The 15912-nt window shown below is 59.2% G+C and carries 13 protein-coding genes and 1 pseudogene; 6 read left to right on the forward strand and 8 right to left on the reverse strand.

What is annotated here, in order from left to right:
* Nucleotides 1-4 precede the first annotated feature (4 nt).
* From NCS02_RS31510 to NCS02_RS31535, 6 genes are all read right to left on the reverse strand, one after another.
* A complete protein-coding gene (locus NCS02_RS31510) occupies nucleotides 5-997 on the reverse strand; it encodes a PRTRC system protein F (RefSeq protein WP_250508144.1) in 993 nt (330 codons plus the stop codon).
* A gap of 41 nt (nucleotides 998-1038) precedes the next feature.
* Nucleotides 1039-1254: a hypothetical protein gene (locus NCS02_RS31515; RefSeq protein WP_250508145.1), complete on the reverse strand. Its 216-nt coding sequence runs from the start codon at nucleotides 1252-1254 to the stop codon at nucleotides 1039-1041.
* A complete protein-coding gene (locus NCS02_RS31520) occupies nucleotides 1247-1483 on the reverse strand; it encodes a PRTRC system protein C (RefSeq protein ID WP_086966765.1) in 237 nt (78 codons plus the stop codon). The genes NCS02_RS31515 and NCS02_RS31520 overlap by 8 nt, the downstream gene beginning before the upstream one ends.
* 9 nt (nucleotides 1484-1492) lie before the next feature.
* Entirely contained in the window at nucleotides 1493-1972 is a 480-nt protein-coding gene (locus NCS02_RS31525; protein ID WP_250482483.1) for a PRTRC system protein E, read from the reverse strand.
* A gap of 84 nt (nucleotides 1973-2056) precedes the next feature.
* Nucleotides 2057-3733 (reverse strand): PRTRC system ParB family protein, encoded by a 1677-nt coding sequence (locus NCS02_RS31530; RefSeq protein ID WP_250508161.1) that lies wholly within the window; start codon nucleotides 3731-3733, stop codon nucleotides 2057-2059.
* A 178-nt stretch (nucleotides 3734-3911) separates the two neighbouring features.
* The gene (locus NCS02_RS31535; RefSeq protein ID WP_250508147.1) at nucleotides 3912-4610 is read right to left on the reverse strand and encodes a DUF7673 family protein; all 699 of its coding nucleotides are present in this window, start codon (nucleotides 4608-4610) and stop codon (nucleotides 3912-3914) included.
* A 194-nt stretch (nucleotides 4611-4804) separates the two neighbouring features.
* On the opposite strand from NCS02_RS31535, the gene tnpA reads away from it, so the two are divergent.
* The 3 genes from tnpA to tnpC all read left to right on the forward strand — a co-directional run bounded on the left by tnpA (nucleotide 4805) and on the right by tnpC (nucleotide 7292).
* Nucleotides 4805-5272 carry an IS66-like element accessory protein TnpA gene (tnpA, locus tag NCS02_RS31540; RefSeq protein ID WP_250508148.1) on the forward strand — a complete coding sequence of 156 codons (468 nt, stop codon included), beginning with the start codon at nucleotides 4805-4807 and terminating at the stop codon, nucleotides 5270-5272.
* On the forward strand, nucleotides 5272-5625 hold the full coding sequence (gene tnpB / locus NCS02_RS31545) for an IS66 family insertion sequence element accessory protein TnpB (RefSeq protein WP_250508149.1): 354 nt from the start codon (nucleotides 5272-5274) through the stop codon (nucleotides 5623-5625). The genes tnpA and tnpB overlap by 1 nt, the downstream gene beginning before the upstream one ends.
* Before the next feature lie 89 nt (nucleotides 5626-5714).
* Entirely contained in the window at nucleotides 5715-7292 is a 1578-nt protein-coding gene (gene tnpC / locus NCS02_RS31550) for an IS66 family transposase (RefSeq protein ID WP_250508150.1), read from the forward strand.
* 1210 nt (nucleotides 7293-8502) lie between these two features.
* Here the strand turns inward: tnpC and NCS02_RS31555 are convergent.
* Nucleotides 8503-8880, reverse strand: coding sequence for a hypothetical protein (locus tag NCS02_RS31555; protein WP_250508151.1), 378 nt, complete (start codon nucleotides 8878-8880; stop codon nucleotides 8503-8505).
* Nucleotides 8881-10322: 1442 nt separating this feature from the next.
* On the opposite strand from NCS02_RS31555, the gene NCS02_RS31560 reads away from it, so the two are divergent.
* The 3 genes from NCS02_RS31560 (at nucleotide 10323) to NCS02_RS31570 (ending at nucleotide 15548) form a co-directional block, all read left to right on the forward strand.
* A complete protein-coding gene (locus NCS02_RS31560; protein ID WP_244807564.1) occupies nucleotides 10323-10559 on the forward strand; it encodes a hypothetical protein in 237 nt (78 codons plus the stop codon).
* A gap of 333 nt (nucleotides 10560-10892) precedes the next feature.
* Nucleotides 10893-15002, forward strand: coding sequence for a chemotaxis protein CheB (locus NCS02_RS31565; protein ID WP_250508152.1), 4110 nt, complete (start codon nucleotides 10893-10895; stop codon nucleotides 15000-15002).
* A 120-nt stretch (nucleotides 15003-15122) separates the two neighbouring features.
* Nucleotides 15123-15548: a response regulator gene (locus NCS02_RS31570; protein WP_250519713.1), complete on the forward strand. Its 426-nt coding sequence runs from the start codon at nucleotides 15123-15125 to the stop codon at nucleotides 15546-15548.
* Between the two features lie 99 nt (nucleotides 15549-15647).
* Here the strand turns inward: NCS02_RS31570 and NCS02_RS36390 are convergent.
* A pseudogene (locus NCS02_RS36390) lies at nucleotides 15648-15770 on the reverse strand (flavin reductase family protein); the annotation flags it as partial.
* Between the last annotated feature and the right edge of the window lie 142 nt (nucleotides 15771-15912).

Here is a 15912-nt window from a genome sequence, read left to right on the forward strand (position 1 = left end):
CTCGTTATGCCGCGAGACACGCGATGACGCGGTCCAGTTGGCCAAGAATGGATAAGCCCTGCGACCAGTCCGCGTACTGCTTGCGGATGGCGTCAGGTGTAGAGGCAAGCGGCGTAAAGCCGAGATAGGTAGTGCCGTCGCCGGCGCTGGCGAGGTACTCGTAGTGCGAATCGAGTACTTCCCCCACGCGGGTATCGTTTTCCACGGTGAGGGTGGCCGACGCATAAGCGCAGCGCGGCCGATATTCACAGCCGAAGAGGTCGCCGCGATTGCCAACCCGCTGCAACATCAACGACAGCTTCTCCAGCTCTGCACAGATGGGCCGCGTCCGCCCGGACGTGAATCGCTGAAGCCGCCTAAGCGCCGCGACGCCGAGCGCCCGTTGAGGCAGATAGCGTCGGCTCTTTGCGTTCCAGCGGTAGACGTCCATGTCGTCGGGACACAGCTGCGGACGCACAACGGAAGGGAGGTAGTACTCCATCTCCGCCTCGTCCTCGCCGAATCGGTCCGTCAGCATCTCGCGCGCTTCCTCGTCGGTTGCGTTGGAGTCGCCGTCCCAAAACCACGAGGCGAACTCGCCCAGGAACTCGTCAGGCGTTCTCACCCACATCGTGCGGCCGGCTGCCCGATTGATCAGGACCATCGCCGTCGACACCAAGCGCGGATGCACATCGCGAAGCTCCGCGGCACGTCTGCCGATCTCGAAGATGCTCTCCTCCGTTATTTCGATGCCGAGATAAACGGGCGAGGTCGGATTGAACTCGCTGCTGTCCTCCTGATATTGGACGACGTCCAATACCGCCTGGACGTCGCACAGTACGAAGTCAAAGCCGAGGCAGTCCAACCGCGGCGTATGACGCTTGGCCCACGCAAAGAAGCCGTGGGCAAGCGCGTCACCCGCGCCTTTGAACCCCGGAACATCACGCGGCCTCAGCACGCCCGAGTTGAACTGGGCGGCGATGAGGCTGGCGACATCCTTTTCGGCGTTCCAACGCATCACTGCGCGCGTTTTGACGTCCGAGCCGATGGCCGGGAGGCTCAGAAAATCATTGGGAGTTCGACGTCCGGCAGCGGGAGCGCGTCGCGGTTGCCAAGGCTCTCCCGAGACAGCGACTTCTGCACCAGACGGCCGAGGATCAAAGAACATTGCTCGATCTCCTTGTCATGAAAAAAAACCGCCCTTCCGGGCGGTTGCTGATGAGAAAGCGCCAAGTCCGGGTCGGACAGGGATTTGAGGAGGTCGCGCTTACGCATGGACGCTGCACGGGATGACTGCACCCTTCGCACCGGCCGCGCGCACGAACGTGAAGCGCATGACATCGCCTTCCGTCGTCGGCCCGTCGATCGCCGCGGTCGTCAGCTCCGGATACTGCGCGGAGTAGAGATCGCGGACATCGTCGGGCGAGAAGGTCGGCCCCGGATCGGGGAACGTCACGCCGTTGTAGACGAACTCGCGCGTGAGCTTCGCAACTTGGATAGCCATGTCTGCTCCTTAGTCGAAAAGCGATGCGAGGTTGGTCCCGGTGCTAGCCGGTTCCGCCGATGCTTCCACTGCGGACGATGCGTTTGGGGCGGTGCTCTGCCCTTCAGCGTCGTTACCTGCGTCGTCATCATCGTTGTCCGCATCGGTGCTCGATCTGCCGGGCGCCGGCAATGCCGGCTTGCTTCCGCCCTTAGCCAGCGTCTTGGTCGCTTTGGAGACTTGCGTCGTCTTGGCGGCTTCGAGGATGGCGGTGGTCGCAGCAACCTGCTCGGCGAGCGACGCGTGCGCGCCGGTATAGGCTGCGAGCGCGTCGACAAAGCCCGCGTCGAGTTCAGCTGCCATCGCGGTGAGCGCGAGCGGCTGAAGCATGGCGGCGTCTTTTGCCGTGCCTTGCGGCATGACACAGACAACCATCTCGTCGCCCTTCATCTGCAAGGACAACGTGAGCTTCGTGCAGTGACGCAGAAGCGGTTCAATAGCTGCAAACATGGAAAACTCCTGAGATAAAAAGACCGCGCGGAGGCGGTCTATAAAGGGATGTAAATCACGATCGATGCACGGGCGAGCCGCGCGTTAGAACTTGAGCACCTTCGGGATCTTGCCCGCGTAGTCGAAGCCTTCGACCGCCAAAAGCGCGTCGATGACCTCGGACTTGGACTTGCCGAAGACTTTCTTGAAGTTGTCGCCGAGCGCGGCACGAATGCCCAACTCGTCAGCGACCACCATCATTTCCGACTTCGTGATCAACTCCAGAAACTCCTTGCAGAGCTTCCAGTGCTTCGCGAGATCGAGGTGATGGTGCTTACACAGACGCGTGAGGTGCTGGACGTCGAGGCCTTGAATTGCAGCGACCGTCACGCCGGTTACGGCGTGAGCGATTTGCGCGTCGTCGGCAGCGGTCGATGCCGCAGCCGCTTTCGAGACGTCGCCAGCCGCGATCTGCTCTTGCGTGAGCTTTTCCCAGATGCCAGACAGCGTCTTCTGATCGACGCAGCGCATCTGGTCGGACAGTGCGATCGCAACGAGGTATCGCTGAGCCAACGCCGGATCGGCTCCCACCTCGCGGCGCAGGGCTTTTCGCCACAACGCCACGCGATACGATTTGATCCTGTCCGACTCAGCCACCACCGTCGCCGGCGGGTTGCTCGTCGTCGATGCCGCGGACGAACCGGCCGCGCCCTTCGCTGCTGCGGGCGACGCTTTCGCGCCCCCCTTGGCTGCCTCGGGCTTCGGCTGCGTCGCCGCTTTCACCGCCTGCAATTGCGCTGCCACCTTCTTCATGTTGCAGACGGTGTCAAAGCACTGGCCGCGATAGACCTTGCCGATCGAGTCAGGCAGGCCGCTCACCGCCGCGCCGTAGTTCTGGCACGCGTGACACGCCTTCGCCTGCTCTTCACCGACGCCCTTCGGACCGTCGACAGCGAGCTGCACGCGCGTGTGGTTGTCGCCAGCACGCACGATGCGCACTACCGGATATTCGTCGCGCTGGCCGGTGGCAGTCGCTTCGAGCATCTTTTCGGTCTTCTCGTTGTAGCAGGTGCGGTTGGTGCAGTTCCCCGTACCGATGGACTCGCCGAACATCTCGCCCTGTGTGGACGAGTTGTGCGGGCATCCGGCGCAGTCGGCCTTGTCGAAGATCGCGGCCGCCAACGAACAGGCGACCTGTTCGATGGTTTTCTTGACCTCGGCGACCGCCTTGCCTTCCTTGATGATCACCGGCAGCAGCTTGTCCTGCGTCTCCTTGGCGAGCGCAGCAAGCAACTCGGCGTGACCGAGAAGGATCTGTCGCGTGCTGAGCGCATCGAGCACGGGAGTGCTGCAGTTCATCAGCGCGAGACGCTTATCCAGAGTCGCACGGGACCAGCCGAAAATGCGCGCGACTTCGTCGCGATCGCCCTTGCACAGCCCAACTTGCTCGGCTGCCGCAATGGCTTCTTCGGCGGGCGACATGTCGGCTCGCTGAACGTTCTCGATGATGGCGAGTTGCTTCGCTTCGACCTCATCGATGTCTCGAACGACGACCGGGATTTCATAGTCCTCGCCGTGCGCCGCGAGCGCCGCCTTGTATCTGCGGCCACCAGCGACGAGGCTGAATCCGCCGTCAGCGAGCGTGCGCACGATGACGGGCTGAATGACGCCCTTTTCGCGCACAGACGCGGTCAGCTCTCCCATCTCCGCCGCATCGAAGTACTTGCGGGGATTGATGCTGACCTGGATGTTCTTGAGAGCGAGTGTAGGTTGCTGTTGCATGGCAGGGCTCCTGAGAGGGGAACCTGCCCCCTTTGGGAGTGGTTCCCAAAGGGTTGAACAACGTGGGCTGACGGGAGTCAGCGCGGGGTCGATGCGTCTATGACGCGGGTGATGGAGTAAAGATAGCGGTTTAGATTGCGAGCACGCCGTGCAAAAGCTCACGAATTCATGCTGTCTTTCAAAGCCAGGCGGGTCGCGGCTCGTTTTCGTCTGCATCGAGCGGCTTTCCGCGCGTCCATGCAAGTCGGTGAACCGAGACGAGATCCGCCGCTAGCCGCGCCGAATCGGCCGCAGACAGCGCGAGGCTGATCGAGCGAATCTCGTCGACGCCGACTGCCACCTTTACGACCAAAGTCACGTCACGATAACCCGGCGCATCGAGCTTGTTTTCGTACTGGCAGGAATGCACGACGTCATCGTCCGGCAGCGGCGTGTGCGCCGGTTCGTCAGCCAGCCCCCATCGTCTGATCATCGCCAGCCAGCGGGCTTCCCCATTGGGAAAGTAGCGATGCACTTCCGTCGCGTGCCGACCGTCCAGCCGCAGCACCTGCATGCAGTGCTCCAACAAATCCTCGTCGAGCCGTCGAAAGTCCGTGAGGCTAAATGGGAAGTCGTCGCCGTTGTAGAGGCCTGCGAGGAACTGAGCAGCGACCCGCGCCTGTCCAGAGCTGCCCTCGGCCACGTCAAGGAGATAGGCGAGCGAGTCCAGGCTCGCGTCGCGGTCCTGAGCGCGTATCTCGGCCGCTCGCTGCGCGGGGGTCGTCCCGCCCGCCGCTTTTGCCAGAAAGTCGTGAACGGTCTCTTGGAGTGCTTCGGCTAAATGCGTTGGGATGGTGAAGGCGATGGATCGGCTGCTGGGTGTCGGCGAATTACTCATTGCATTGTCGTGGCGTGACGGGCGCTCGAGGCGGCGCCTGTTCGCATGATGCCATGAGTGAAAAAGTGCGCCGGCACGACGCCGGCACCCAAGACGATCGGCGCATAACCGTAAGCGCTAAAACGAGCACACCTTTCTTCGAGGGGCGTTAAGAGCGACGATTGCGTCCGCAACCCACATTGCGGACGCAGACCATGAGCGACGATGAGTTTGACTTTCTGCCACTCCGAGTCATCCGAGAATGCTCCAACGGCAAACGAAGGTACGACCCTGAAGGCAAGCGCCGACTGATTCAGGCATGCCTGCGACCGGGGGCGTCAATTGCCGGACTCGCACTCAGGGCACAGGTAAACGCAAACCAGCTTCACAAGTGGATAAGGTTACATGAGAAGGCAAACTCTGCTCGTGCAGCACGAAACACAGTTGAGCCGTCAGCGGCGGCCTTCATCCCGGTCCTTGCTATCGAACCGGGCTCTACGCGGCCCGCCCTCGAGCTCGCGAAGTTGCCGGCGTCATCGAGTCCCAAGCAACCTGCGACTGCGTCGCGACCAACGGCGCGCCTGTCAGCGCACCTCCCGAACGGGGTAAGAGTCGAACTTGAGTGCTCACGGCACGATGCGCCGCTCGTCACGGCCTTGATCGTCGCGCTGGGAGAGCGTTGATGTTCCGCCTTGATTCGGACCTCCGCATTTATTTGCATCGCGAACCGATTGACTTTAGGGCGGGAATCAACAGCCTCACGGCGTTGGTTGAGCAGTCGATGCAGCTCGACCCCTTCGCTCGCGCCGTGTTCGCGTTCCATAATCGCAAGCGCAACCGCGTCAAGCTCTTGTTGTACGAGCGTTCGGGCTTCTGGCTGATGTTGAAGCGCCTCGAGGCAGACCATTTCGTGTGGCCATCCCGGAAGCAGCCCGTGATCGAGTTGACGACCGAGCAGCTGCATTGGCTTTTAGACGGCATCGACATCGACGCTGTACGACGTCATCCGGCCCGGCAGTACCATCATACGAGCTGATGCGGCGCGCCTCGTCCAAGCGACGGTCCCAATAGCTGTTACAAATTCCGTAAACCCATCGAGCGTTGCCTTTCGCTACCGTGGGTACCATGGATGAACGCGAATTCTCCCAATTGCCTCCTGCCGCCCAGGCTTACATTCGCGAGCTCGAGGCCAGCAACCGCCAGTTGGGCGAACGCGTTCGCCATCTCGAGGAACAATTCCGGCTCGCGCAACACAAGCGTTTCGCGCCAAGCAGCGAGAAGCTCCAAGATCGGGTGTTCGACGAGGCCGAGCAGATCGCAATTGAGGACCTTGATGAGGACGTAGACGAACTCGACTTACCAGACACAGGTCTGCCGGAGGCGGCCGAGCCTGCTCGCCGCAAACGAGGACGCAAGCCTCTGCCTGCAGATCTTCCGCGTCAGCGAATCGAGTACGACTTGCCCGAGGAGCAGAAGATCTGCCCCTGCTGCAGCAACGCAATGCATCGTATGGGCGAGGAAATCAGCGAACAACTGCATATCGAAGTGAAGGCTTCAGTCCTGCAACATGTTCGTTTCAAATATGCGTGCCGTCATTGCGAGCGTGTCGCTGAACGTACGCCGATTCTGACCGCGCCGATGCCGGCCCAACCATTGCCAGGCAGTCGGGCGAGCGCGGCCATGATCGCCACGGTGATGACGGGTAAATACGTCGACGGCACGCCGCTATATCGGATGGAAGAGGCGCTCGGGCGTGCGAACATTCCGGTGGGCCGAGGCACGCTGGGGCACTGGGTCATCAAGCCAACGCAATTGCATCTCGACCGCCTGTACCGGGAGTTACGCAAGACGTTGCTGTCGCAGCCGCTGATTCATGGCGACGAGACGACCGTTCAGGTGCTGAAGGAACCGGGTAAGGCCGCACAGAGCCAGTCTTACATGTGGCTGTACCGCAGCGGGCAGGATAGCGAAGAGCCTGTAGTGTTGTTCGACTATCAACCTGGACGCGGCAAGCAATACCCTCAGGCGTTTCTTGCGGATTACAAGGGCGCGGTGATGTCCGACGGTTATAGCGCCTGGCGAACAGTCAAAGGTGTGACTCACTTCGGCTGCCTTGCTCATGCGCGACGCGGATTCGTAGATGCTCTGAAGACGCAGAAGAAATTAGGCAAACGCGCGCAGCAAGCGCTCGAATTCTTCCAGCGACTTTACCGCGTCGAAGCACTCGCGAGAGAGAAACCTCCGAGCGGGGAAACGCGTGCTAGCTATACCTTACGACTGCGACAGCAGCACAGCGTTGCGCTGCTTGAGGCATTCAAAGCTTGGCTGGATGAGCAAGCACCTCAAGTGCCACCCGAAAGCGCGCTGGGCGATGCCATCAACTACACGCTTAACCAATGGGAGTATCTCAGCCGTTACATCGGCGACGGGCAAGCCCCAGTGGACAACAACATCGCGGAACGGGAAATTCGCCCGTTTGCCACCAGCAGAAAGGTTTGGCTCTTCAGCGACACGGTCGCCGGAGCAAAAGCCAGCGCCGTCATCTACAGTCTCGTGCTTACATGCCGCGCGTGCAACGTCGAGCCATACGCGTACCTGCTTCACGTACTGACTCAACTGCCTCAACGAGCACAAGACGCTGACATAAGCGACCTACTGCCATTTCGGTTCATGCAGTCTCAGGTTCCGATCGACGCCGCCTGAGCACAGAAAATCACACGCAAACGTCACGCTTCCACGCCAGCAGATTTGCGGCGCTCGGCGAAATTCTTGCGCGCGCCGGTGCACTCAAATTAGCGCTTACGCATAACCGGGGGGACGCCTAACCGCGAACGGAGCCTATTGGCATTAAGGGCCAAATGATGCGGCGAAACGAACACTCGCACTCGCAATGGCGCAAACACCCCGGGGCGTGGCCGAACGGTCATCAATTCTCGGGTAAAGGGCCGGAAAAAAGGTTCATCGCAGTCCGGGGGACCGTTCGCGATAGGCTTTCCCCGGCCATGAAGGGTCACTCGCGCGTACTGTCGTTCAGACATTCAGGCGTCGAATCCAAGCCGAAACCGGCCAGCCCGTTATTTGTGAATGGAGCAGCGTTGATGCTCGGCCAATGCGGACGCTCAGTTATCGGCGTCGTCGGCGCCGACTAAAGTCAAGCCCGTCCTCATCGAAGGCAAAAGCTACCGCATGAAAGACCAGGACGGCACGGATCCCGCGACCGCGTGATCGGCTTCGCCATGGAGTTTTCAAACCGTCCGTTTTAGACGAAATTCTCGCCGCTGCCAGCACTAGTCACTCGGTCCAATTTAACCCGGCCCATTTAGTCAACTGCCGGGGCGGATATCGCGCTATTCTGTAATCATTGCATGGCCCACTTCGGACCGAAATTGGAAAACGAAAAACACGAGCCTATTACGCTCCGCATCTACCGCGCACCTTCTGGACGGTGGGCGGGCTGTCTCCTTGTCGGCGAGGCGGACATTGGCTCTTTCGACGGATACGACAGCCCGGATCAAGTGGAGGAAGCTGCGCGGGAAACGGGCGTGTACCCGGACCGCGTGGAGGTGTATTAGTCGTATCTGTCGAACTGCATTGTCACAAACAAAGAGGCCCACCGAGGGTGGGCCGGAAACTTCAATAAAGGACCGTACGTCGGCCTGACTCATGAGCCGGCGCACGCGCTCCACAGTACGCCTTGTGGCGAGGAAAGCAAGCGATTAGTTGCTAGGTTGAGCCAGTAAGGGCGAGGTATCCGGAATCCCGACACGGGGCAAGTTCTTTGTAGACCCGGTCCGTAACACACAGAGCACAGATACACAGTAGAGCATGGCGTTTGCCAAAACTTGTTACTGCAATAATTTGCCTGTTTATTTGCGTAGGTCAGCGAGCGCGCAGCTCGCTGCCACTCATTGGTCTAATGGAAGGTAGGGATTAGCTCACCATGAATACGTACTATCTGGTCCAATACTCGTATGGCCTCAGAAAGCTCATGTTCGATATACTGTGGCTCTCTACCTGCATCTAATGAATCGGCTATAGCGTCGATTGCCGATTTCGTTATATTGGGTGAAACTTTCGCTAGCTTGTGATGCAGATTCGTACGGCGTTGAAACAGCATCAAGTACTCGTATCGGTCTGATACGAACAGAGACAGCCCCTCGTATTGCTCTTTCGGGATATTGAGCGAGTCGGCGATATCTTTAACGTCCTTACCCTTAGACGCTATATCGTCTATCACGGCTGCTAGGTCCTCACTTATAGCATTCAGGAAGGTCTCAATAGTTTGCTCCATTTCAAATCCTTGTTAAATTAGACCCGCGTCCTCAATTTAATCCATTCGGCCGTGGCATTAGAAGGGCGGTGGAAACGGCCATACCAGTTCTTGTCGGCTAATCGTTGCGAATTACCAACAGATGCGACTAGTTATAGCTGTATTCGTCCTGAAAAGATAGACATTCCGAGGGGCAGTCGTAAAAACAAGGCGTTTCGGCCATGACACCGACAGACTCCCATCAGCATAACGGCCAATATCAGTTAAAACTGTTGAAACAGGCCAAGGATGGCAAAAGGGACAAATATCCAGGGTCTAGGCCATTTTTAGCCATTCTACGGATAGGTAGTCGCTTTTGGATTGTGTGCGAAACGCGTACTTTGTTGCGCCTTAATGCCACCGTTCGGCCGTCAGCGGTTATCCTCGTTTTGATTACGCTTCCTTCCGCCGACGCCAAGCTGGATCAGTTGCTGACCTCTCGATGATCCGGGTGACGAGTTCGCGAATGCTAGCGGTTCCATGATGAGATCCACATCGGAGCGGTTCACGTGAATCTCGGTATCCGGATCGAAACGGAGTCGGGGCTGCCGCTGCTGAAGATGGCAGCAGGCGCGGCCGTGCTCGATTTCGCGATTGGGCGCGCTATGCGTGGTCGGCCATACATTTGGCCGAGACGCAGGCGAGCTGAACCGTTGACTGATGCCACGCATATCGTCCGCGGGCTCTATTTTTGGCCGGCGTAAGCATCTGTACAATCGCCGGTCCTGACGGCACCGCACATTCGTTTCGACACACGAACCTTCGCAGCCCTTGACGCGACGCTCGTCGCGCACACATCCGCGGCCCTTTGCGGTCGACAGAGACGCGCCAGAGCATAGGCTACCGCCACTCCCATCACCAAGCCCAAACGCGGTCCAAACGAGTGCGCTGGGCGCCGCCTTGCTGCAAGCCAACCAGGATAATCTGGAAAGCTGCCCCATCTGCTTTCGCCGCAACGCGGGTCGAAGGACAACCTCCACCGCGGCCGGATCACAACCGATACGCCCAACGGATGTGGGAACCGATGGGTTCGCATCCAAACAACGAAATAAAAGGAGTTCGCCCAGCGGAAAGGGTCTACAGTGAGCAGACCGTCCTCACAATGAGGACGGTCTTTCAGAGGTAGTTATGCGATTAGATCTCAAGAATGCAATTCCCCTCGCGGAAAATGAGCCTGCTTACAGCCGGGATCGTCGAGAGAAGCTTCTCATTCTCAAAACTGCGGACGCTAAGAGAGCAGAGCGGAGGAGTTTCAGTTTTTCACATATCGATTCAACCGTAAGCAAGTGGCGATTTCCAACTAAACCGTAAAAAGCTGATCTTGACGCATCGTTTTCCCATTCCGCACCGAAGGTGCGATGCCGCCAGACATCTTTCTGGGGGCTATGGCGATCCACGGAAATCATGTTCGAGGTCAATCTTTCATGCACCGAGTGATTGCGTATCGCGGTTTCGAAATTTGCGTCGAATTGATTCCGGCTGCTGAAGACGTGTTTGACGTGACTTTTCAGATCAAAGGCGGCACTAACCTCGAAGTCCTCGGCGCGCGGGGAAGCCGCATACCGCTGCGCAACGGCCCGTTCACCGAACGATGGGCCTACCTGGTTGCCGAGATCGCCGGACAAGCCGCGATCGACGTGTTGCTCGGCCCAACCGAGTGATCCAGGACGTCGGATTCGCGAATGCGGATAGCGTCCAGCTCTGTTCGGCCATGAAGCGAGGTTCGCCGACGACGGAGCTTAAACTTTCAAGGGGGCTGTCGCCTTAAATTCTGGATCCGAGTGCGGAAGCTACGACATTCACCGAAATTGAAGGCCCGCTTCCTGCCGGCGCTTCAGTTCCTCCATCTCCTGTGAGCCAGTTCGCGAGGACGTATCATTGATACACCCACCTGTATGATCACGAGCAGGTAGTATCACGCTTCTTTCCCAGCCCTTAACCGCCCGGTCCGCCGCATCGCGCTGCGGAGAAGATTGCCGAAAACCGGAGACAGCGTGACCCAGAGCTCGAAGCAGCGCAGTGCATCCACCGGCCCGAATTTTCCGGTGGTGGGGATTGGCGCGTCGGCAGGCGGTGTTCAGGCCCTTCTGCGGCTATTTGAGACGACCCCACCCTCGCCCGGTGTCGCGTTTGTCGTCGTTCTGCATCTTTCCCCCGATCACGCGAGCCATGCGGATTCCGTGCTCCAGTCGGTCACGCGCCTGCCTGTGAAGCAAGTCACCGTACCGACCCTGCTCGAGAAGGACGCCGTCTACGTCATTGCTCCGGGCAAAACGCTCGCAATGGTCGACGGTTACCTGCAGGTGGGCGAACCTGACTTGCCACGCTCGCCCCCGACGTCGGTGGACATATTCTTCCGCAGTCTGGCCGACGCGCACGGCTCCCGCTCGATTGCCGTTGTCCTGTCGGGCTCCGGCGCGGATGGCTCGGTCGGCATCGCGCGCGTACGCGAACGTGGCGGGATCACCATCGCTCAGCGCCCCGAGGAGGCACAGTATGGCGAGATGCCTCGCAATGCGATTGCCACCGGTGATGTTGACTTCGTCCTCGCCATACCCGAAATCATCCCGCGGATTCTCGAGATGACAAGCAACGCTGCTCAGATCGAGTTGCCTTCGCCATCGGATGCGGAACCATACAGTGGTACCGAAGCGCTCATTCCCGATGCCGATGCGATTGATGAGGTACTGGAAACCTTGCGAACGCGCACCCGTCACGACTTCTCGAACTATAAACGCGGTACGGTCATGCGCCGCATCGAGCGTCGCATGCAGGTCGCTGGTGTGCCGACGGTCGCCGCCTATCGAAATCATCTCAACGAGCATCCTGATGAAACACCGAAGTTGCTCGCCGACATGTTAATTGGTGTGACGAACTTCTTCCGCGATCCTGACGCCTTCGCCGCCTTCGAAGACACCGCGTTGCCGCTGCTCCTTAAAAACCTTCAGGGAAGAGAGGAAATAAGAGCGTGGGTCCCGGCATGCTCGACGGGCGAAGAAGCCTATTCGGTCGCAATGATTCTTGACGAAGCGGCACGTCGCCTGCCTCACCGTCCACGGGTCGTCGTGTATGCCAGCGACATCGACGAGCGAGCGATCGCCATCGCGCGTTCGGCTAACTATCCCGCAGCGATCGAGACCGATATTTCCCCCGCTCGCCTGAGCCAATACTTCAACAAGGACGGCAATCGCTACCGGCTGGTCAAATCGCTGCGCGACACGGTGATCTTCGCCGCGCACAACCTGCTTCGCGATCCGCCTTTCTCGCGAATCGATGTGGTGTCCTGCCGCAACTTCCTGATTTATCTCGACCGTCGTGCGCAGACACGGGTGCTCGAGAGCCTGCATTTTGCTCTGCGGCCTCATGAAGGTTTCCTGCTGCTTGGCACAGCGGAATCGGCCGATTTTGCGCACCAGCTTTTCACATCCGTCCAAAAGCAGCACAGAATTTACCGTGCGCTGCCCAATGCGGCCGCCAACAGCTTGCTGTCATACGGCGATCTTCAGGGGCCGAGCACCGTCGGTCAGACGTTTTTCTCGTTGCCCTTCGCAGCGAAGCCGATTGACGCGCTTCTGCCGAGCCAGGCGCGGGCACTCGATCTCTTTGGGCCGCCGATCATCATTATGCGCTCGGACGGCACCATCATGCACCGCTCCACCCATGCGAACAGACTGACGGAAGACGTCAGGCGCGCCCGGGTCGTCAATCTTTTCGACATTGTGCGCAGCGACGCTCAAGCCGGTGTCCGGCACGCGGTCCAGCGTTGTGTGACTCGCGCGCGCCGTGAAGACGAAGCATCGGTGCCTTTTGTTACAGCATCGGGTGAGATCGCGGTCGATCTGTCATTTCGACCTTTTCACGACCCCACGCGCAGCGAGTATCTCGTGGCGGTCACATGTGATCTGCTGACACCGCTCCCGGATTCAGTCCCACCGCTCGCCCCCTCGGCAGCCGGCGACACGCTGGACTCCCTCCGGGAAGCGCTGGCCGGCAGTGAAGATCGTTTGTCGAGTTCCATGGCACTCGAGCAAACGTCCGCCGAAGCGCTTCGAGCGTCGAATGAAGAACTGCAGGCAATGAACGAGGAGTTGCGCTCGGCGACCGAAGAACTGGAAGCCAGTCGCGAAGAACTGCAATCGCTCAACGAAGAATTATTGACGGTTAATTCGGAGTTGCTGGCGAAGGTGCAAGAGTCGGCGCGCGTGAGCGACGATCTGCAAAACCTCATCTCGCTCGTCGGCGTTGCTACGGTGTTCGTCGACCGCTCCCTCAACATCAAACGATTCACTTCTCCAGCGGAAACCCTTTTCAATATGCTGCCTGGCGATATGGGGCGACCGTTGCAAGATCTGACGCACAAGCTCGATTATCCCGAGATGATCGAGGACCTTCGCGTCGCGTTCGAGTCGCTCAAAACGTCCGAAAGAGACGTTCGGAGCAAGGACGGACGGACCTTTCTTGCCCGAGTGCTGCCGTACCGCACGGACGACGATCGCATTGACGGAGCCGTGCTTGCACTGATCGACATCACCGAGCAACGCGCTGCGCAGAATCAGGCAAGGGCAAGTGAAGAGAAGCTCAAGCTCGCGGCTCGCGAGACGCACGACTTCGCGATCGTGGTGCTGGACGACGATGCCAGAATTGTGAGCTGGAACGTCGGCGCAAACCGCATTTTCGGATTCACCGCCGACGAGATGCTGGGCCAGTCGCTGGAGGCGATTTTCACGCCCGAAGATATCGCCAACGGAATACCAAAGTTTGAGCAGGAGAAGGCGCGCAAGCACGGGCGTGCCGAAGATGAGCGCTGGCATGCAACGAAAAGCGGCTCACGCGTCTTCTGTAGCGGATTTCTCAGCCATATCCAGTCACCCACTTTTTCGGGTTTCACGAAGATCGTTCACGATGCCACGGGTCGCAAACTGGATGAGAGTAGAAAGGAGATGTCGCTCGAACGAGAACGCGCCCAAAACACCGAGGTCATCAAGCTCAGCCGGCTCAAAGATCAGTTCATGGCGGTGCTGTCCCACGAACTGAAGAACCCGCTGAACCTGATACACATGAAAGCAGAGATACTCGCCCGAATGCCGGAAGCGCGAAATCTCGGTCGTGTTCAGGAAGTGTCCGACGCGATCCAGAAGGCGGTCATGACGCAGGCGCAGCTAATCGACGACCTTCTCGACTTCTCCCGGATTCAAACGGGTAAGCTCACGCTTCGCTTCGCTCCGACGGATGTCGCAAGCACGGTCCGCACGATTGCGAGCGCCATGCAGAAGGATTTTGATGATGGCGGCGTTACGTTGCAGGTGGACGTCCCGGCCACGCCAATGCTGATCCGAGGCGATGCGGTGCGCATCGAGCAGATCGCATGGAATCTGTTGAGCAACGCCCTGAAATTCACGCAGCCAGGGGGACGCGTGGCGGTGCAGCTAGGGCTGGACGCCAATCATGTTCGTCTCGAAGTGACTGACACGGGCTGCGGGATCGCACCGGCTGCGCTCGAATCGGTGTTCGAGATGTTTCAGCAAATTCCGAACGCTCTGTCCCGAACAAGGAGCACGGGCTTAGGCATTGGATTGTCGCTCGTTCGCCAGCTCACCGAATTGCATGGCGGCACGGTCAAAGCGTATTCCGATGGCGAGGGCCGAGGTGCTCGGTTCGTCGTTTCACTTCCTACAGACGCATCCTCCTTACGCCGGCAGGCGGGAAATTCGCCCGCCGATCTTTCCCTCTTTGGAGGCCTGCGCATTTTGTTGGTCGAAGATGCAATCGAGTCGCTCAAGGCAATGGACGAGCTCCTGGCACTGTACGGTGCCGAGGTGTCGACGTCTGCGCGTGCGGCCGACGCGTTGATGCTGGCAGAAAAATCGGCGTTCGACGTCGTGCTGACAGATGTCAATCTGCCCGACATGGGTGGTTATGAACTCGTCCGTCGTCTTCGCAAGCTGCCTCGCTACGCGGTGACTCTGATTGTCGCCATCACCGGCCGTCCGCTCGCTCAAGAAGACGCGCAGGCGCGCGAGGCTGGATGCACGGTTTGCCTTTCGAAGCCATTTAACCTGCAGTCGTTTGCGGATATCGTTCGCCAACATCGAGCGGGCGATTGACACAACGACCTCATCATGTCCCTTAAGCAAGTACGACGCTGCAACCCTTGAGGCGGCACGTGCGTTGCGGTACCGACAGAGACACTGATCGTTCCCGCTATGCAATTCGAAGCCCCATCGATGTCCGGATTATGGACCACTCGCCAGTTTGACCCTATCCACCCACCCGTGGCGGTACTAATCGTTGACGATGAAAAGGCCGTTGCCGAAGCACTTGCCGCCGCGCTGACAGCTTACGGCTTTCGCATTTACGTCGCGGACAGCGGCGTGGCAGCGCTACGCACCCCGCGCGCCTGGGCCCCCCATGTTGTCGTGCTCGACATTGAGATGCCGACCTGCGACGGCTTCACGGTAGCGGAGGCGATGCGAGGGTCTGATCGATTTGCCGTCGTTCCCATCATCGCGCACACCTCGCTTGCTGAGGCGGAAGTGATCGAGCGTGGCAAATCGGCGGATATTGACGCTTTCTATCGAAAGGGCGACGCGTTGCCTGGGCTGTTCAAGTTGATCGAGCATCTTGCTCCATCTGTAGCGCCATCTCTGTGAGAGCGATAGCGACGCTACATTGAAGTCAATGCTCGCAAAATGCTTGTGGGTAAAGTGTGGCGCGCTGCGATCCAGGCTCCCCGTCGACGCGTAATGTAACCGCTCGCCATCGGGCGCAAGCACTTCTCCGGCTGTCACTCGTACCAACACTAGGAGGTGGTCTCCTGCCTCGACGTCGCTGACCACTAGACATTCAAAATAGGCAAGTGCGTCGAGCAGCAGCCGTAGAACGCATTGAAGATGTCAACGTTGCGTTCATAAAGTCGTCAACTGACGACTTCATGAGGCCCGTCAGGACGGCGAGCCATGCTTGGCGGCCTTCGCCGGACGCGAAACTGATCTGGGAAGCCAGCGATGCAGGGAC

It is taken from the genome of Caballeronia sp. NCF2 (assembly GCF_023631205.1).
Classification (GTDB): domain Bacteria; phylum Pseudomonadota; class Gammaproteobacteria; order Burkholderiales; family Burkholderiaceae; genus Caballeronia; species Caballeronia zhejiangensis.